The organism is bacterium, from assembly GCA_019912885.1.
Taxonomy (GTDB): domain Bacteria; phylum Lernaellota; class Lernaellaia; order JACKCT01; family JACKCT01; genus JAIOHV01.
The window spans coordinates 21167-39364 of record JAIOHV010000057.1 but is presented as its reverse complement, the minus strand read 5'-3'; the positions used below and the strand labels follow the sequence as shown (position 1 = coordinate 39364).

Annotated in this window: 23 protein-coding genes; 9 read left to right on the top strand and 14 right to left on the bottom strand. The window is 61.6% G+C overall.

Features of this window, described 5'->3' with window-relative positions; all coding sequences use genetic code 11:
* On the bottom strand, positions 1 to 1084 hold a 1084-nt coding region (locus tag K8I61_05085), incomplete at its 3' end, for a terminase family protein (GenBank protein MBZ0271388.1).
* Positions 1085 to 1227: 143 nt separating this feature from the next.
* Here K8I61_05085 and K8I61_05080 point away from each other — a divergent pair.
* The 6 genes from K8I61_05080 to K8I61_05055 all read left to right on the top strand — a co-directional run bounded on the left by K8I61_05080 (position 1228) and on the right by K8I61_05055 (position 3627).
* The gene (locus tag K8I61_05080; GenBank protein MBZ0271387.1) at positions 1228 to 1419 is read left to right on the top strand and encodes a hypothetical protein; all 192 of its coding nucleotides are present in this window, start codon (positions 1228 to 1230) and stop codon (positions 1417 to 1419) included.
* Between the two features lie 15 nt (positions 1420 to 1434).
* A complete protein-coding gene (locus tag K8I61_05075) occupies positions 1435 to 1866 on the top strand; it encodes a hypothetical protein (protein ID MBZ0271386.1) in 432 nt (143 codons plus the stop codon).
* A gap of 3 nt (positions 1867 to 1869) precedes the next feature.
* Positions 1870 to 2124 (top strand): DUF5049 domain-containing protein, encoded by a 255-nt coding sequence (locus K8I61_05070; GenBank protein MBZ0271385.1) that lies wholly within the window; start codon positions 1870 to 1872, stop codon positions 2122 to 2124.
* 159 nt (positions 2125 to 2283) lie between these two features.
* Complete coding sequence (locus tag K8I61_05065) at positions 2284 to 2454, top strand: hypothetical protein (GenBank protein MBZ0271384.1); 171 nt, start codon at positions 2284 to 2286, stop codon at positions 2452 to 2454.
* Positions 2441 to 2674, top strand: coding sequence for a hypothetical protein (locus K8I61_05060; GenBank protein MBZ0271383.1), 234 nt, complete (start codon positions 2441 to 2443; stop codon positions 2672 to 2674). The genes K8I61_05065 and K8I61_05060 overlap by 14 nt, the downstream gene beginning before the upstream one ends.
* A gap of 83 nt (positions 2675 to 2757) precedes the next feature.
* Positions 2758 to 3627 (top strand): tyrosine-type recombinase/integrase, encoded by an 870-nt coding sequence (locus tag K8I61_05055; protein ID MBZ0271382.1) that lies wholly within the window; start codon positions 2758 to 2760, stop codon positions 3625 to 3627.
* Between the two features lie 131 nt (positions 3628 to 3758).
* Here K8I61_05055 and K8I61_05050 read toward each other — a convergent pair whose 3' ends face one another.
* The 13 genes from K8I61_05050 to K8I61_04990 all read right to left on the bottom strand — a co-directional run bounded on the left by K8I61_05050 (position 3759) and on the right by K8I61_04990 (position 15182).
* Entirely contained in the window at positions 3759 to 4331 is a 573-nt protein-coding gene (locus K8I61_05050) for a hypothetical protein (GenBank protein MBZ0271381.1), read from the bottom strand.
* Positions 4332 to 4446: 115 nt separating this feature from the next.
* Positions 4447 to 4689, bottom strand: coding sequence for a DNA-binding response regulator (locus K8I61_05045; GenBank protein ID MBZ0271380.1), 243 nt, complete (start codon positions 4687 to 4689; stop codon positions 4447 to 4449).
* Between the two features lie 23 nt (positions 4690 to 4712).
* Entirely contained in the window at positions 4713 to 5033 is a 321-nt protein-coding gene (locus tag K8I61_05040; GenBank protein ID MBZ0271379.1) for a hypothetical protein, read from the bottom strand.
* A 34-nt stretch (positions 5034 to 5067) separates the two neighbouring features.
* Positions 5068 to 5454, bottom strand: a complete 387-nt coding sequence (locus tag K8I61_05035) for a DUF4406 domain-containing protein (protein MBZ0271378.1) — start codon at positions 5452 to 5454, stop codon at positions 5068 to 5070.
* A gap of 11 nt (positions 5455 to 5465) precedes the next feature.
* Positions 5466 to 6233: a hypothetical protein gene (locus K8I61_05030; protein ID MBZ0271377.1), complete on the bottom strand. Its 768-nt coding sequence runs from the start codon at positions 6231 to 6233 to the stop codon at positions 5466 to 5468.
* The gene (locus tag K8I61_05025) at positions 6230 to 9601 is read right to left on the bottom strand and encodes a PriCT-2 domain-containing protein (protein MBZ0271376.1); all 3372 of its coding nucleotides are present in this window, start codon (positions 9599 to 9601) and stop codon (positions 6230 to 6232) included. Before K8I61_05025 ends, K8I61_05030 begins: the two co-directional genes overlap by 4 nt.
* Entirely contained in the window at positions 9594 to 11813 is a 2220-nt protein-coding gene (locus tag K8I61_05020; protein ID MBZ0271375.1) for an AAA family ATPase, read from the bottom strand. Before K8I61_05020 ends, K8I61_05025 begins: the two co-directional genes overlap by 8 nt.
* Positions 11810 to 12250, bottom strand: coding sequence for a hypothetical protein (locus tag K8I61_05015; GenBank protein MBZ0271374.1), 441 nt, complete (start codon positions 12248 to 12250; stop codon positions 11810 to 11812). Before K8I61_05015 ends, K8I61_05020 begins: the two co-directional genes overlap by 4 nt.
* A gap of 2 nt (positions 12251 to 12252) precedes the next feature.
* Positions 12253 to 12720 carry a DUF669 domain-containing protein gene (locus K8I61_05010; GenBank protein ID MBZ0271373.1) on the bottom strand — a complete coding sequence of 156 codons (468 nt, stop codon included), beginning with the start codon at positions 12718 to 12720 and terminating at the stop codon, positions 12253 to 12255.
* A gap of 15 nt (positions 12721 to 12735) precedes the next feature.
* Complete coding sequence (locus tag K8I61_05005; protein MBZ0271372.1) at positions 12736 to 13470, bottom strand: ATP-binding protein; 735 nt, start codon at positions 13468 to 13470, stop codon at positions 12736 to 12738.
* Between the two features lie 13 nt (positions 13471 to 13483).
* On the bottom strand, positions 13484 to 14491 hold the full coding sequence (locus K8I61_05000) for a PD-(D/E)XK nuclease family protein (protein ID MBZ0271371.1): 1008 nt from the start codon (positions 14489 to 14491) through the stop codon (positions 13484 to 13486).
* Positions 14492 to 14502: 11 nt separating this feature from the next.
* Positions 14503 to 14931 carry a hypothetical protein gene (locus tag K8I61_04995; GenBank protein MBZ0271370.1) on the bottom strand — a complete coding sequence of 143 codons (429 nt, stop codon included), beginning with the start codon at positions 14929 to 14931 and terminating at the stop codon, positions 14503 to 14505.
* 38 nt (positions 14932 to 14969) lie between these two features.
* Positions 14970 to 15182, bottom strand: coding sequence for a hypothetical protein (locus K8I61_04990; protein MBZ0271369.1), 213 nt, complete (start codon positions 15180 to 15182; stop codon positions 14970 to 14972).
* A gap of 123 nt (positions 15183 to 15305) precedes the next feature.
* Between K8I61_04990 and K8I61_04985 the strand changes: the two genes are divergently transcribed.
* From K8I61_04985 to K8I61_04975, 3 genes are all read left to right on the top strand, one after another.
* Positions 15306 to 15491: a hypothetical protein gene (locus K8I61_04985; GenBank protein ID MBZ0271368.1), complete on the top strand. Its 186-nt coding sequence runs from the start codon at positions 15306 to 15308 to the stop codon at positions 15489 to 15491.
* A gap of 165 nt (positions 15492 to 15656) precedes the next feature.
* Positions 15657 to 16034 carry a recombinase family protein gene (locus tag K8I61_04980; protein MBZ0271367.1) on the top strand — a complete coding sequence of 126 codons (378 nt, stop codon included), beginning with the start codon at positions 15657 to 15659 and terminating at the stop codon, positions 16032 to 16034.
* A 31-nt stretch (positions 16035 to 16065) separates the two neighbouring features.
* On the top strand, positions 16066 to 18165 hold the full coding sequence (locus tag K8I61_04975) for a recombinase family protein (protein ID MBZ0271366.1): 2100 nt from the start codon (positions 16066 to 16068) through the stop codon (positions 18163 to 18165).
* Positions 18166 to 18198 lie beyond the last annotated feature (33 nt).

The window sequence follows — 18198 nt, the reverse complement described above, 5'->3', positions numbered from 1 at the left end:
AGTAGATGTCCAGGATGCGGATAAGTTCGGAGAGCCACGGGTACGGCACCTGTTCGCCGTGGACACGCAGCACCATGACGAGACCGGATTCGTCCTCGCGGAAAACCACCAGTTCCGTCGGATCGCTCGTGTAGCCGGTGTCGATGCCGAGCCAATAGGCGCCCATTTTCGGCGATAGATTCACCAGCATGTCGAAGCGCTCGCGCACCGCGGCCTCGTCCTCGCAACCCTCCAACTCCTCGCTGGTGATGACGACCAGGCGATAATCCGGCATGTCCTTGCGGCAGGCGTGGAGCGCGTCCAGGTCGAACGCGCCGAAGCTCGGCTTGCCGTGCTCGCCCGCGACCTCGTGCTGCCAACCCGGTGTGTCCTTGCCGCCGTAGAACTCGACCAGTTCGGCCTCGCGCTCGGGCGTCCACGTCGGGTTGATCCACGACGGCCAGCGGAACACCTTCCACTTTTTCGTTTCCGTCAGCCGGTAGTAGGTCGTATCGCGCAGGCCGTTGGGCGTCGAATAAATGCGGAACTTGCCGCCCGCGTTGAGGCACTGGCGCAGAGCATTCCACGCCCTCTCCGGAATCCACGCGCCCTCGTCCACCCAGAGCCGGTCCACGTGAAGCGACCGAAACGACGCTTCGCCATAGGGTCCGGCGGGCCGGAAGTGCAGCACCGTGCCCGTGGTGAACTCGATCCGGAAATAGGGACTGCGCTTGATCTTGGGTGTGCCGTTCTTGTTTTTGGCGATGGATGCCTCCAGGTCCGGATTCGCGCCGATCTGGAACTCCACCTCGTCGATGATCGTGTCGAGGTGCCCCTGGTGCGGCGCGGCCACAAGGCCCATGCCGTTGCGCGTGGTGAAGGCGTAGTGCAGGACATCGCCCGCCAACGTGATCGACTTTCCAGAATCTCTGCCGTCCAGGTGGATGATGTTGCCGCGCTCGCAGCGCAGGTCCTCGGCCTGGTGCTTCCAGAAAACGCGGCGCGATCCGTTGCGGTCGTGCAGGTACGCCTGGCCCCAGAGCACGGGGTCGCCCAGGACGCGAGCGATCTCATGGCGGTTTTCGGGTAGCGCGGTACTGGCCATCATGCCGCCTCCCGGCACGGGCTGACTGCGCCCCGGCGACCGGGCCGAAGAATCTCGCATGCGCCGCAAATATTCCCTTGACTTACCCGCCCCGCGAAGCGATGTGACACGTCGTAAGCTGCTGATTTGAAAGGAGAAACAGCATGAAGAAAGACGATGTAAAGCTCGGCGGGACGTATCTGGCCAAGGTGTCCGGCGCGGTTGTGCCGGTTCGCATCCAGGCCGAACACCCGCGCAACGGCTGGGTCGGCGTCAACACCGTCACCCACCGCGAAGTCCGGATCAAGACCGCCGCGCGTCTGCGGCGCGAAGTGAAGCCCAACCAACCCAAGTAACGAAAGGAACGACCCATGAGCACGAAGACCGTCACGATGAAAGAGGCGACCGAGCAGTATCTCGCGCACCTGCGCACCATCGGCAAGAACGAGCGGACCATCTACACCTACGGCAAGGACCTCGAACTCGCGGTCGAGTACTTCGGCGAGGGCAAAGACATCGCCAAGATCCTGCCCGTCCACGTCGCCGCCTTCTTCAAGGCCGACAACGTCAACAAGCTGATCCGCGAGGCGAAGGAACCGGGCAAGCCGCGCCAGGAGCGGCCCAAGAGTCCGATCACCATCACCAAGACCAAGCGCGTCTTCCGCATGATGCTGGTGTTCTGCAAGGACCAGGGATGGCTCGACAAGGTGCCGCTGCCCAAGGACGAGATGGCCAAGGTCAAGACGAGCGCCGAGGCCGATCCTGCCGCTGACGGCGAAAAGACCGCCGCGAGCGCCGAGTAAGCCATGTCGGACACCAACGCCAAAGTCGCCATCCCACCTGAGGTACTCAAGGGCATCGAGGCCGTGCGCATCTCCGGGCGCACGAACATGCTCGACCGGAACGCGGTCGCCGCCATCGCCCTGGACCTTGGCCACGTCGACGCCGCCTTCTGGCTCGACGACAAGGCCAACCGCAAGGCCTACGCCGAGGGAATCTTCCGAGGCTTCCGAGCCTGCGGTGAGCAGAGTCGAACCGAGGACAAGACACTCACCCCATAACGCCCACCACGAACACTTTCCCACCTCTCGCGCCCGCCGACGGGCGCTTCTCTTCGGGCCGGAAAAGTTCGCATAAGTGGTTGTTTTCCCTTGACTTTGATGTGACCCGAAGCCCTTGTGCGGCGCGTGAGCACGAGGAACCAAAACCGAAGGGAGAGCATGATGACCAAGACCAAGAAATCGAAAACCCGTAAGACGGCGACGATCCGCCGGATGGAAGCCGAAGCCGCGTTCGCGGCGGCGGGCGGCCTGAAATACACGGCGGCGCAGATCCGCCGCGAGATTCGGCAACTCATGGCCAAAAGGGAGGTCGTCCATGAAAACCGCTAGATTGCGACGCGGCATGGTCGCCCGGTACGTGGGAACGGTCCACGTCTTCATGACCGGCCTCAAAGTGAGGGTGAACGAGCCGATCCTGGGCGACAACGGACGGCCCACCGGACTCTGGGACGTCGCGCCCTGGATCGAGAAGGAGCAGCGGTTCTCCTGGGTCACGAGCGACGCGCGGCGCGAAGATCTGGTGCCGCTGGACGAGGAGGCGAGCAAGTGAATCAGCCCGCACCCTGCGTGAACCCTTGCGACCCTCTCCAGACCCCTGTCATTCTGCTCCACCCGTCCCGAACACTTTCGGAATTGATCGAGAGCTACCTGACTCGCCTGGAGGCCGACGGCAAAAGCCCGCACACCCTCAGCTGCTACCGCCGCGACCTGCGCCTGCTGCTCGCCTTCGCGGGCGATGTGGAGGCGGCGGCGCTCACGGCGGATCTGCTGGCGCGGTTCCTTTTGTCCGCGCCGGTCACCACGACGCACACGGGCGCGCCCCGTGGCGACGCGAGCCTGGGGCGCATAAGGGCTTGCCTCCGCAGCTTCGGGCGCTACGTGGCCAACGTGGGCGCAACGGGCCGCGACCCCGCCGACTGGATCAAGATCAAACGGTACGAGCGGGAAGCGCCGTCTTTCCTCTCGCCCGCCGAGGTCAAAGCCCTGCTCAAGGCGGTCGCGGCGCACAAGGGCGAGGCCGCCGAGCGCGACCTGGTCATGCTGCGCGTCCTGCTCGGAACGGGCATCCGTCTGGCGGAACTGGTCGGCCTCGACATCGGCGACGTGCGCCTCGACGAAAAGCAACTGCGCATCAAGCGCGCCAAGGGCGGCAAGGCCCAGGTGCGGTTCCTGAACACCGAGCTTCGGTCGATCCTGCGCAAGTACGTTCAGCGCCGCCGCAAGGAGATGGCCGAGACCGACGCGCTCTTCCTCTCGAATCGCAATAGGCGCATCAGCACGCGCCAGGTCCAGGAGCGCATGGGCCTCTGGCTCGCCTGGGCGGGACTCGACGGCAAGATCAGCGTCCACGGCCTGCGCCATACCTTCGCCACGCTGCTCTATGGCCGCACGAAGAACCTGCTCCTCGTGTCCAAGGCCCTCGGCCACGCCCGCGTCACCACCACCCAGGTCTACGCCCACATCACCGACGACGATTTTGAGGACGCCCTCGAGAGCCTCTGAGCCGCCCGGCTTTTTCCTCGCAGAAGGCGTCTTATGCGCGGAACGGCTGAAGGCCGAACCGCGACAGTCCGCGCACTTGCGCCGACCACCGCGAGCGACTTCCACGCGATTGGTTTTGCGTTCTCGCAGCATCAGTCCTCCGGTTTTTCCTTCGGTGTCTTGATTGGCGCCTTGCCCGGCGCCTCGCCTCGCACGCTTTCCAGCAACGCAACCGCCCACTCAGCGGGCGAGGTCTGCGGGCCGCCGCCGGTGTCCCGCTGCGCTCGCGTGGTCTTGAGGCACTCCAACTGCTTGCGGAACAACACGTCGTAATTTCCGACGGCGGCTTCGGCGTTGCCGAGCACCGCGCAGTGCCACTTGGCGTAATAAAAGGCGGCCATCGAAGCCTGCGCCAAGTCCGTCGACTGGTTCAGATCGAAGTCCCGGTGGATTGCGGCCAGGATGTCCTCGAAGATTGCCTTCTCTTCGTCGGTCAGCATCTTCTTGACGTAGGCCCCATGCTTGAGCGCGTTGGTGTTACCTGGCGGCGGGCCAGGATGGTTCTTGTGATTCGCGCCGTGCATGCGGCAAACCGAGTACCCGGCCACGGCGGGGTGGGTGCAACGCTCGCCGTTGCCCTTCATCCGCGCCTTACAGCGCCGAAACTGCTTTCCCATGCGGACGACGAAGTCCTCGTCTTGCGGTTTCTTTATGGAATCGACCATTTTCTACCTTTCGTCTGTGGATCGAATCCGGCCAAATCGCCGATCGGCGCGAGGCCGCGTGCCCACCAGTAAAAACCACCGGATTCCAGTGGCCAAGTTCAAAAAATGGAAGTTTTCACCCCGCATGACTTCCACCCCCTTGCTTCCGTCCAGCGCCTTTCAGGATGAAACGAATGCCCGTGCGGGTGAGCAAAAACGTCTCGGCGATTTCGGTGATGGTCTTGCCCGCATTGAACATCCGGATGATTTCCATATTGCGCACGACGCGCTTCGCCTTCATGCGAGACGGCACGTACAGGTAGCCGCCGGTGAAGTACTCCTGAATCCGCTCGACCAGGTCTGGCGGCAGGATTTTCACGGCTTCGGCCTTCCGACTTCGCATCACGCGCTCTGCCTTTCCGCACGCGGCGTACCCTCGAAGATCCGTTCGGCGGGCAAGGTCTCACGCAGCGTCTTGAGAAACTCTGGGAGATCGTCCTCGCCCATGCTGTCGTAGTCGGCGCACTGGCCCATGCGCCTGATGAGCGCCGTGTGGAGGGCGTAGGTTTTCAGCTTGCCCGATGGCGCGGTCCACTGACCGGCGGCGCAGCGGATGCGGCGTTCGCCGATGCCGGTCAGTGGTGAGATGTGCGAGAACTCCTTGCAGTGCAGGCAGTTGGCGCAATAGACGCGGCGCGGCGATTTGGGAGTGCTGTCGTTCATAAAACCTCCGTTGGTGTGAGTGTTGGGATTGGGATTACTCATTGGCGCATCGCTCCGTGGCGCTGGCCGGTGGAACGAACTCGATGTCGGAGAAAATGGGAAGGCCGCATGAGCGAGCCTCTTCAATCTCGCGGGCGGTGCCCTGGGACGCTTGCCAACCGTCGACGAGGACGACGAGGTCGCAGCGCCGCAACATCTCAAGGCCGCCGTTCATGAAGACCTCCTCGGGGGCGACGCCGCTCATGAACGCGGAATTCAAATGCGGGCAGATGACCGCATAGCCGAGCGACCACAAATGTACGGCGACCTCGCGGGCTGCTGCGATATTCTGGGCGACGTCGTTGTGCGTGCGGCCGCGATAGGGTCCGGCGATGTAGGCAATCTTTATCGGGGCGGCATGAGTGGTGATCGGTGTAGTCATCGTCATCTCCCTCAAAACAGCGGGGCCTGATAAGCCTGCTGCGCCAGTGATTGCTTGGGTTCGGGTTTGAGCGTCGGCGGGGGAGGCGCGGCAACTTGCGGCTCCCAAGGTGCGCCTGGCATTTCTTTCTGCGGCCCGACGTAGATGATCTCGGTGCCGGGAAACGTATGCATGATCATCGAGATTTTCCGCAGGTCTTCGGCGGATATCTCGACACGAGATTTGCCCGCCTGGTCGGTGTAATCGGGCACGAGGGTGAAATTGCCGACTGAGGATTTGACGTCGACCTGGACGCCGAGCGCCTTGAACGACTCGACATCCTCGGGCGTGAGTTCACGGGAGATCCGCTGGGCGGCGGCATGTTCGGCGGCGGCCTGAGCGAGACCGCCGTCGTGCTCCATGATGGCCGCGCGCTCGGACCAGGAATCGATCAGGGCAACGGCATGGTCATGGCGCGGCGGTGGATACGAATTCTCGTCGAGATGAGCGACTGCCTCGGCCAGAACCTTCTCGCCGATATGGGTGATGACCCATTCGTGAATCCCGTTGAATCGCTCGCGCAGCGTCTGCCACGTCTGGGTCGGTAGTTTGCCCGTATCGAATGCTTTCTTGGCGCGCTCCATCCGGCAACGGAGCCATGCGTAGTACGGCGCATCGAGCAGGCGATAGACGACGTCGCCCTGGATAAAATCGCGTGGCTCATCATGTTGATCATCGACCTGGATGTGGCGAAGGTCCGAAGCTACGCGAAGCGCGGCCGCCATAATGGGCGTGCTCATGATTCTTCCTCCTGGGGATCGAAGTCCGCGAGGTCGCCGGACGGCTTTTGCGGGACTTGCAGGACATCGGTTTTTGGGCGCGAGGCATGTCCCGCAGGATATTTTTCAATGTTTTCAAGGGCTGGCGGGACGTGCGGGTCTTGCGGGACGTTGCCGCCTAACCCTTTTTCAGGCGTGCATGCGTATGTGCGCGTGCGCGTATCGGGGCTGGGATTATGTCCCGCATGTCCCGCACGTCCCGCCGCGCTTTGATTTTGCTCAGGATTTTCCTGCGGGACATCTGCGGGACATGCGGGACGTTGCTCTGGGAAAAGGGAAAGCACCGAACCCGTGGTGGAGCCGTCCGAGGCGACCATTTCAAGCCCGTATTCGGCCTGTTTTGAGTGCCGCTCCCGGCGCACCTTGATCCGCCACGTATCGAATTGCCGGTCGCGCAAGGCGCTGAGAGCCTTGCCGAGCCGGGTCTTTTGGGAGCGTTGACTCTTGTCGCCGGTGATGCTCGCCAGCAACTCGTTGTTGATGGCAAGGTCAAATAGCTCGCTGGTGCTCACCCATCGGTTTCCAAGTCGATCCCACCAGGCCGCGATGAATTCACGCCACTCGTTGCCCTCGGCGTCCGCGACTTCGTAAAGCTCCTCGGTGTTGCAAAGGAAGCCGGGGATATCGGCGACTTCAAGAATGCCGCCGATGACTCGCGCCCAAGATTCGAAGGAGCCGATTGAGTGCGCGCCTTCGGGCATTCCGGCGGCAATCCATGCGCGCACCAATGTAAGTACCGCATGAACGAGTTCGGCGCGCTGGCGGTCCACCCAATTGCGAAGCGGGTCGTGCTTGAATCCCTCCCGCTTCCACGGGCGGTCGATGCGCGGATCGATCCGAATACGGATGCACCGGCGTGCGATCTCCAGGGAGAGCGTCGGATTGTTGGCCGTGGCGATCCAAAGTGCGTTGTTCGGCAGCGACGTCATGCGCGTGACGCCGAGCACGCGGTCGGTCCATGTTTCCGACGTAATCACGGCGGCCAACTGCGAGGACCGGAGACCGATCCGAATGTTGTCGATCAGCACGACTTGGGGAGCGAGGTCGAGGAGCGCCGTGATTTTCTTGGAGTTTTCTTTTTCGTCATTCTCGATGGTGGTGATCTCGGCGGGCTTCGCCTGAACGATACGGGATATCGCCTCGGCGAGCAGCGTCTTTCCGGTGCCGGGAGTCGGCGCCTCAACGAGGTGAAGCGGCGTCGGTCCCTGGATCAAGCGGCGAACGAAAGGCAGGAGCAGCGCGGCCACGGCATGCGCACGATCCGATTCAGCCGCGAACGGAAAATCCGTCAGCAGATCATCGAGCAGGAGAGCGCGAGCTTTATTGATCTGCGATTTTGACGGCTGTGCCGGAACATCCGCCGGTTCAAATCCTCGTGGTCGGTGGAGCCAGAGCCGCGCCTCGCGGTGATATCCCGGAGTCTGCACGAGGTTGCCCGACGAATCGAATACGGGTGTCGAAACGACGGATTCGAGTCGGGGCAATGACTCGTCAACGTACTCCAGCATGTCGCTGGCGATCTTTTGGGGCGGGTCGGTCGCCTTCTGCATGTCGTTGGCATCGACCACCCAGTTGGCAATGCGCCAGAGATGGCCATAGACCGCGACGAAGTTCATGGCGCTGATCGCAGGGACACCGTCCGTTATCACGAGACGAACGAGCGACCCTTCGCGTTGGAAAATGCGCGGCGGATAGTTCGACGCTCGCACCGCCGCCCACGCCTCGTCGATGACCGGCGGGCCCTGGCGGTTGTTGACAACGATGGTCGGAAGGCGCGGGCCGTCCGGCGCGGTTACATTTTTCAGCGCCGCGCGGGTTACATTTGCGGCGGATGTAACCGCTCCGTGCGTCTTTCGGGTTACATTTTCCTCGGATGTAACCGGCGATGTAACCCTGTCACCGGCCTTTTGGGTTACATCCGCCCCCAAAAAGTAACCGCCCGCCTCGTCGCGCCGGACTTTTCCGTCCTTCGCCATGCGGTGCAGAAGCACCTTCGTGGAGTTGTGGTCCTTGCCGATCTCGGCAGCTATTTCCTTGGGGGTGAGCGGACGATTCGCTTCGAGCAGGCATCCGAGGATTTCCCGTTGCTTCCCGGACTTGACCTGGTCGAGCAGCGAGGCCGGATCGACGTCCATGAACGCGGCGATCTCCTCGTCGGTCGGCAGCGGCGCCCTGTGTTTTTCCGGCGGCTCCCATCCCGCTTTCTTCGCCATGTCGAACAGCGTGCCGAGAGTGACGCCGCCGCCGGACGAGAATCCATCCCACTTGAGCGACGGCTCCCCTTCAACATATTTCTCGCCGCGTGCGCTCCAGGCGTCCCAGATGGCAAGGCCCGCCCGCGCGTCCCAGTGGTGGAGCGCCATACCGATGCGAACCCAGTCGTCGTAGGAGCAGTCGGGCGAGACGTGATCGAGCGCCGCGTGGACCACGGCAGAATCTGTGGGCGCGAAGTCTCTGGGAGCGGCAGATGGACTACTTTTTTCGGTCGGCCTGTCTTTTAGTCCACCCTTCGTTTTCAATACGAAACGCCGGATATCGTCGGGCACCTGCGCGAGGATTTCCTGGAGCCGCGCGGCCGTCAGGCGTTCGAAGCCATCGGGCGCGTATGGCACGAGGCCGCCGCCGTCCGCAATCCGATGAAATTGGTTCCCGCCGTCCTTCGCGCCGTACCAGAACGGGAGCCACACCATGTTGCCCGCGCGGAACGGCTTGTCGCTGACCGTGTTCTGTTTCGGGAAGCATTCGATCCCGCGCCCGATCCGGACGTCGGCGGGTTCGCCGGTCGTGAGCACATGGCCCGTGGGTGCAACATGGTGGGCGAGCAACCGGGCGTCTGCGGCGGGCACCGGCGTCTCGAAGAACACCCAGAGGTGCCAACCCTGGCCGCTGCCGGACTTCTCGATATGGACGGGGATGCCCAGGACGCGGCACTTCTCCTCGCACGCCAACATCGTCGCCTGAGGGTCGGCCAGCGGCAGTGGATGGCCTGGGCCGTCGAAGTCGAAGCAGAGCCAGACGGTCGTATTGTCGGGCGCGACCGCGTAACTGCCGACACGATCAAAACCGCGCTTGTCCGCGACGAGGCCGCCGGTCTTACGGTTGATGTAATTGAGCGGCGGCGCTTTGCTGGGGTCGGGTCCGGCGACGTGGAATGCAATCAGCCCATCCAGGTGCGCTTCGCCCTTGACCGGGCGCGGCTGAGAAATACTTTCCTTGGTCTTGCGATCCACCCACGACTGCCGGGCCGCGACAATATCGATGCGCGAGAAAAAATATTCGCGCAGCAAGCGGCGGGCGGTGGATACATCCGGACGAGGCGCACTACTCATTCAGCGCCTCTTTCAGTGAGGCCGCCTCGTCGCACCTGCGCCACAAACCCAGAAAGGTGTTGCGCTCGTCGTTGGCCTTCTTCGTGGCGCAGTTCCGCACGCCCCAGCGGTCGCCGATGACGATGGTGGTTTCCTTGGCGCGGGAGACGCCGGTGTAAAAAAGATTCTGGCTGTGCATGAAACTGTGGCTCTTGTGGACGATCACGACGGCGCACGGGAACTCGCTGCCCTGGCACTGGTGGATCGTCAGTGCATACGCCAACTGGAGATCATCCATATCGCCGTCTGCCCGGCTTAGGGTCACCTCGGCGTTGTCGAATCGCACGCGCAGATCGCCGTGGGGCAGCAATTCCAACACGCGCCCGATCGCGCCGTTCATGATGCCGAGATCGTAGTTGTTGCGGCGCTGGATGACCTTGTCGTGAAGGAGAAAGGACGGCCTGCGTCCGGGAGGAACGGCGGGCACTTCGACGCCGTACAGCTTCCGCTGAATCAGGCTCTGGAGTTCGATATTCAGTTCGTTGACGCCCAGGACGTCTTTCCGCTTGGGCGTCAGGAGTTGGATATCATCGAGCAGATCGAAACCCAGTTTATCCAGGAGGACCGTCTCATAGAGGTCCCGAATAAACCTGCGCACATCCCACGGGTCGGTGAACTCGTCGATCAGATACCAGGGGCGGCGACCGCGCGCATCGACTTGGGCAGACGTCTTAGCAACGTTCCCGCGCAGAATCGCCGTGCTGTTTTCCTTCAGTTCACCGGCCTGGCGCACGATGTCGGTCAGCACCACGCCGGGCACGATGCACGTATGGATCATGTCGCGCAGCAGATCGCCGGGCCCGACCGGCGGCAGTTGGTTGTGATCGCCGACGAACACAACGGCGGTGTGCTCGTGATCGATGGCCCGCAGGAGCCGCCACGCCAGGTGGAGGTCCACCATCGAGGTCTCGTCGATGATCACGACGTCGGCGTCGATGGGATCGTCGGGGCCGCGCGACCATTCGTGGCCATTGAAGCCGAGGAGTCGGTGGATGGTGAACGCCTCTTTACCGACGACCTGTTCGAGGCGCTTGGCGGCCTTACCGGTCGGCGCGGCGAGCACGACCTTGATGAAGTTCTGCTCCAGCAGCTTTGTCAGCGCTCCCACGGTGAACGTCTTGCCGCTGCCCGCGCCGCCGGATATCACGGTGATCTGATGGGTGAGCGCGGCGACCACGGCGGCCCGCTGCTTGGGGTTAAGCGCGGGGCATAGCTCGCCGTCCCGCACCTTTTGCCAGACACCCAGCATGTCGAACACGCAGGGATGATCCTTTTCGCCGCCGCGAAGCCACTGCTCCACCTCGCGCTCCATTGCACGGATGTCAGCGCGGGCAATCAGAAAGCGGCCATCATAGGAGTCGCAGGAAAGCGTGCCCTTGGTGATCAAACCGCTCAGTTCCATCTCGATGATGTCGCGGCTATTCAGGACATCCATGACAAGCAGCTTGTTGGCGCGCTCGATGAGGTCGGCTTCCTCAACCCAGGTGTGGCCCTGGTCGAGGGCGTCGTCGAGGCAATCGAGAATCCCCGCGCGAACCCTCGGCGGAAATTCCTTCGGCACACCCACCTTGCGGGCGATGGCATCCACGCGCTTGAAACCGAAGCCGCGAATGTCACGCACGATCAGATACGGATCGCTCTTGATGATGGCGACGGCGTCGTTTCCGTATTTGTCGATCAGCGAGCGCACTTGGTGGTGCGTGAGGCCGAAGGCGGATAGCTCGGTCGCGGCCGCGTTGATCGCTTGGTGCCGCAACCACTCGGCGCGGATATTCTGCGCGGCCTCGATGGTGATCGGCCCCGCCTTGGCAACGGCCCCGGGATCCTCGACGACGATACGCCCGAAGTCTTTCCCAAACGCCTGCGCGATGCGCCGCGCTTTGACCGGACCCAGTCCGACGAACGCGGGATTGTTGGCGAGGTAATGGGCCAGACCTTCGACCGACAAATCGAGATCGTGCGTGAGAGTGTCGGCTTGGAACTGCTTGCCGTACTTCGGATGATTCACCCACGCGCCCTGGAGGATGACCTGCTCGCCCACGGCGGCGATCACCTTGCCCGCGAAGGTGACGAGGCGGTCGTTCTCATCCTTCAGCCGCCCGGCGGAAAAGCCCGGCGATGCATGAAACAGCGCCTCCACGCGGCCACGCAGGTATTGAGTCGATTCGTTCATGGATTTGTTTCCGCTTTGATTTTCATGGCGGCGCGCTCCAGAAACTCCTCGGTGAACCGGCGGGCCGACTGGCGGTCGCCGCAGAAAAACACCGGCACTCCGTGGTCCACGCAGATGGAGACCGCCGCGCCGAATACCGAATGGGGATGCGCGCCCGATGGATATCGGGCCGAAAGCACATCGGGCAGGTTCGCCTCGACGACGATGCAGGCACGGGGATAGTCCGCGAGTTTGGCCAGTTCTTTCTTGAACCGTTCGCGGTCGCGGATCACCGAGTGGACGAAGTCCTCGAGCGTCTTACGTTCGACCGCGACCGACGATTCGAATCCCACGACCGAGTAATCCCCGGCAGGCAGCGCCTGGCGCACCACTTGCCGGGAATCGAAGGCATAGGGAACCTGCTCGCGGGTGTCGATGATGATAGCGGCCGCGTCCATGCTCAGAACGCCGACAGCGGGCCCTTGGCCGCGCTCTTGTAATCCGCGTCCGGATTGTCCAGGACGATGCGCTTGCTCAAATAGACGTTGGCGTACTCGCCGCGCGTCTTTCGCGTGACTTCGAGAGCCACGTCGAGCAATTCGCCGAGACGCTCGGGCAGATCGGAGAGCTTGCCGAGTTCCAGGCCGCAAGCGAGCAGGTCGGCCTTCAGGAACTTGATGTTCTCGCTCGAGGCCATCACGTTGTTGCGGAACATCATGCGGCCGCGATGCTGCGGGCCGAGCACGCGAAGGTGCCACTTGAGCATCGGCGCGCCGTTCTGTGTGCGGGCCAGTTCGACCTTCTCGACCTTCACCTGGTATTTGCCGTCCGGCACATCGTCGAACTGATTGGGCTGCACATCGGCCGCAGCGTAGTCGGCGTCGTAGACGGCGAGATCAGTGGAATCAACGGGGGCTTGCGTCGTCATGGGTATGTCCTCCTGTTACTGAGATTTCTTGTTGGTGTTGGCGGTGGTCGGAGCCGGGCGGCCGAAGGCCTCGGTGAACTTCCGGTAATCGAGGTCGATCACCTCGGGCAGACGTCCCGTGCGGTCGCCCGCTTCGAAATTCGGACTCGGCTGCGTGCGAATGACGCGGCGGATGGTCTGCTTGCCGTCGTCTGCGCGAACAATGTCCTGGTCGAAGAACAGGATCATGTCGGCCATGCCGAGGATGAGCTTGCGGGGCTTTTCGGGAAGCGACGGGACGATCTTGTGGAGCGTGCCGGTGCGCGTCTGGATTTCCTGCACGGTCGCGTGCGAGATCAGCACGAGGCCGTAAGGCAGCATCGAGAGCTTCATGAGCACGCGGGCGAACTCGCCCAGGATCAGCGCGTAGCCCTTGCCGTAGGCCAAGTCCGCTTCGTGCTCGATCTTGTTTTTCGTGCAAATGTGGTTGCGGCACAGGAGCCACAAGTTGTCGACGGTGTCGATGATGACGTTGCGGAAATTGTGTTTGCCCTCGGCCAGTTCGCGGCAGGCTTCGAGAAACGCTTCCCAGTCGGGCAGGTCGACCTTGAAGATCGACAGCGAGTTGTGTCCGGACTCGGTCGCCAGGAACACAGCGTCGGGGAATCCGGCGGCGAATGTCGTCTTACCGATCTTGGGCATGCCGTAGCCGAAGATCGTGAACTCGGTGAGTTCGGTTTTGGGCTTGGATTTTTCCTTGGGCAGAATCATGTCCATCTCCTCTTCAAAAAACGGGTGTGTTGTTGGTTGTTGTTGATGTGTCGGAAAGCTCGGTGTGGGGCGGTTCGACGCGGTAGTGGTTCTCGCGGACGAGCGGCGAGAAATCGCTGCGGCAAAGCGGGAAGTAGCTGCACGGGCGGCCGTACTGAAAGCACTGCGAGGTGTTCTGATACCAAACGTCGCGGCGGCGGGCATCGAGGAAGTTCTGCGTCAGTTCCCAGAGTTCGGACTGCAGCACCGCGAAACGGTCGCGGGAGATGTAGAGAATCTCCCGGTGGAACATGCCCGGCTCGATGTACTTCACAGCGAGACGAGCCTGGAACTCGTCGTCCGTTTCCGGCATGCGGCGTTGCGCCGAGGATTTGCCGGTCTTGGACTTGGCGATCAGTTCCGAGCGGCGGGCTTCGAACTCGGCCTCGGTCTCGCCCCGCGACTGCTGGAGCTTCGCCTTGACGATGATGTTGTAAATGACGCCGTTGATGCGAAGGCCGAGTGTCTGCTCGACGTACCAGCAGTAAAGGATGATCTGAAAATCGGTCCACAGTCGTTCGAGGTAACCGGAGTCGAGCAGCGACGCGGTCTTGTTTTCCAAGAGGAAAAACTCGTCGCCAATTCGGACGATCCCGTCGACCTTGCCCGCCAGCAGGAAACTGCGTGACATGGCGGCGGTTGCCGGGTTGACGATCTCGCCCTCGAACGTCTTTTCCAATTCGACGACCGCGAATTCCTCTGACGGATACCGAGTCGCGTAGCCCTTCATGATCGCCGTGGCGAGATGCCAGTCTCGTTGCTGGTCCTCGTCGCCCGCGCGGTTCGGATACGAGCGGTCGATCAGGTCGAGCACCTGGGTGAGGTCGCTGTGCCGATGCCAGCATTCGAGGAACTGGTGAATCGCGGAACCGAAGCGAAGATTGGGATCGAATTCCAGGGAAACGAGAAAATCCAGGTACCGCAGCTTGCACGCCATGCGGCAATTGCGAAATGAACTCCACATCGAATACGTGGACGTCATGCGCGGGTTGGTCATGCTGATTTCTCCTTTCGGGAACGGCGGGAAGAATGGCGGTCAGAGCCGCGCGCCATGAATGCGTCAACGGGGACCGGCTCGCCGCTCGGGGTGAACGCGGGGCCGGGAATGGAAACACGGAACGTGTCGTCGTCCGCGGTCGCGCCCGTCGAAAACTGAAACACCGCGTCAGCGTCCCGGCCCTTGCGCTCCACCCCCCAGAACAAATCGACGCGCCGGAATTCGCCGTACTTCAGGCTCTTGCAGGTCACGAGGTCCGCGAAGAGGGATTGAACCCAGCGGCCGCCGCCGTTGCGCGTGCAAATTTTTAGGTGCGCGGCATCCTGCTCGATCACCTCATAGGTCCGTGTCGGCTTGAGTTCGCCTTTGATCGCGTGCGCCCGAAAATGGTCGATGAGGAACTGCCGCGCGGCTTCAGCATCCATATTCCCGTTCGAGGTTCTCTTGGCGGCGCGAGCGGACATCACAGCGCCATCCCGCTCGCCGGGAGATCCGCCGGATTCTGAAATTTGTTTTCCGGATGCTCTTGAATCCCGGCGCCAACCGGCGCCTTCACAACGGATCGCGCCAGGCCGAGCGCCAGGAGCCGCACGAGTTCTGCGGCGCGGCGTTTTACATGCGCTTCGGGCAGCGCGGCATGGTAGATACGAACTTCCTTAATCCCCGTGGCGCTCATCGATCCTCCTCGGTCAAACAGGTCGAGCGCCTCTAAGCGCAAGAGGGATGCCAGCGCCTGGGAAAAACCGATAAGCCGTTGTAACTAAAGGGAAATCAGGAAAACGGAGGGGTGGAGAACCGTGTGGTTTTTGAAAAAGTGCAAATCGAAGACGATAGGCTTTTGATTACGAGGGGTTACGGGATATTGAGGGTGCGTTTTCCCGCAAAAGTGCAAAACGGAAAGGCCGATTTGCAAAACGGAAAGGGCCTTTTGCAAAATTTAAAGGCCGTTTTGCAAAACTTAAAGGGCCTTTTGCAAAACGAATAGCGAGCCATCCGTTCCCGATGTCTCGCGCAACCCCTTGATTTACGGCCATTTGTCGGGCCGAACGGTCCGCCGTGCGTGGCACGCTCCTCGCAATAAAGAACGCCTTGATGATGTGTCCAAACGAGGTAATGGACACCTCGTGCAAACCCGAACCGAGGAGGTCCAATGCGAACAAATGACAAGCTCGAACCCGGCACGACGGTCGCCATCTATTCCCGTATGGCCGCCATCCCGCCGGGGCACAACGATTCCCCATCGCCCCATGAAAAGGCTGTGCGTGACTACTGCGCCCGGTGTCAACTGAAAATCCACGACCACTACTGCGATGACGGACAGGGCGGCCATACGACGGGGAACCGCCCAGCGTTCCAGCGGATGATGGCCGACGCCGCAGCGGGAAAATTCACCGCCGTGATCGTGACGGACTACGCCCGCCTGAGCCGAAATTATGAGGATGCAGTGCGGCTGTCGGACGAGTTGAAGCGATGCGGCGTCGTCATCGTTCCAATCATCGAGCCGTTCGATACGTCCACGCCGATGTGACGGCTCATGCCCAATATCACTAGGAGGTTTGATGCGAGAAAACGATAAACTCGAAACCGGGACGGTGGTCGCCATATACTCCCGCGTGTCCACGGACATGCAGGTGCAATCGGAGTCTCTGGCGATCCAGGAAAAGGTGTTGCGCGAATACTGCGCCTTTCATCATCTGAAAATCCACGACCACTATTCCGACGCGGGGCTGTCCGGCAGCAATACCGAGAACCGCCCGGCCTTCAAGAGGATGATGGCCGACGCGGTCGCCAAGAAATTCGACGCGGTGGTCGTCACGAAGATCGACCGCATCAGCCGCAACCTGCGCGACCTGCTGCGTCTGCTCGACACCCTGGAGGACCATGACGTCGCCTTCATTTCGATTTCCCAGCGGTTCGATACATCCAACCCCATGGGGAGATTGACCTTGAATGTCCTCGGGTCGTTCTCTCAGTTCGAGCGCGAGATGATCGCCGAGCGCGTCCGCGAGCACATGCTCGTGCGCGCCAAGGAAGGCAAATGGAACGGCGGCGTCATTCCTTTTGGATATCGCGAGCAGGAAGGAAAGTTGCTGATCCAGGACGACGAAGCCAAATTGGTCCGAAAGATGTTCGATCTTTATCTGGAGCATCGCAGCATCCGGTTCATCACCAACTACTTGAACGCGAGCGGAACGAAGCCGCGCTACGCCAAATACTGGAGCGCGACCAGCGTGAGCCGCACGCTGGGGAATCCCGCCTACTACGGAGCGTCCACCTACAACAAGCGCAAGGGCACCAGCACGACGTCAACACCGCGCCCAGAAAAGGACTGGATCGTCGTTGAGGGCGCGCTCCCGGCAATTGTCGACAAAGACACCTGGACAAAGGTCCACGAGATTCTCACCAACAAGATCGGGCTTCATCATCGCAACAAACGGTCCACCTATCTGCTATCGGGGCTGATCAAATGCGGACTCTGCGGCGGCAGCATGGCGGGCTACAACCATCCGAAAAAAGGGGTGGGCGGTGGGGCATGGTCGTATTACCGCTGTTCATGGCGGCAGCAGAAAGGCGCAAGCGTCTGTTCGGGTCTTACCTTTGATCGTAGACGCACCGAACAAAAGATCGTCGAGGCTCTCGCACATTGGGCGACAGATCCGGAGCCGGTTGTGAAGCAGGCGCTGAAGTTGATCAGCAACAAAGAATTCATCCGGCTGCATCTCGACGACCAGTCCCGTTCGCTGCATCGCCAATTGGCTGAGGTTGAGAAAGCGCTAAAGCGGGTCATGGATGCATACCAGGATGGGCTGCTCGACCAGGAGGAAGCGGCGGCCCGGGCACGGCCTCTCAAATCCGAGAAGCAGATACTGGAGAGCGAGATCGAGCGCCTGCAGAAGGAAGCCGGGATCGACGGCGACCACACCCATGTTGATTTGGAAAAGCTGAAACTCGCCTTCGCCAACTTCGGCAGCGTGTTCGACGGGCTGCACATCGGGGAACAGAAGGAGGCGCTCGCCAGCGTAGTGGACAAGATCGTGGCCATGCAGGAAGGGCGTCTCGACGTTCATCTGGATTTCAATGTCCTGCGGGAAGCTTTCGGGCTGAATGGCTTGTTGCCTGCCTTCCCCAAGAACGGCGACCTGGTGATTCAAATCAACACGAGCGAAGACGTCCACATGATCAAAGACTTTTCCGAGACGAAAACTTTCGGCGAGCGGCTCCAGTGGCTCCGGATGAAGAACCACTTCAACAAGAAGGAACTGGCGCGGAACCTCGGCGTCGATGAATGCACGGTCTCCAATTGGGAGCGGCGTGGGATGGTGCCCCACAAGCACGAGATAGTCAGGCGCGTGGCGGAATTTTTCGGGGTGCGCGTCGCCGATCTGCTGGGCATCAAGCCGGTCGCGGAAGACACCACACCCAAGTACAAGTTGCGGACGGTTCGCCAGTGCATCGGCATGTCGCAGGGCGAGATGGGCAAGATGCTGGGGATGACCGAGGAGCAATACCACTGGATCGAATTCGAGGGGAAAAAGGGAACGCGCCTGGGCGATGCCGGGTTGACGGAACTCCTCGGGCGTATTCCCGAAAAGTACAGGGCCGCATTCGAAGGCATAGTCGGGGCCGACGGTTCGAAGCCACAGGCGGTTCACCAGTAAGTGCCGTTGTCCTTCTTCCAAATGCAAATCGCC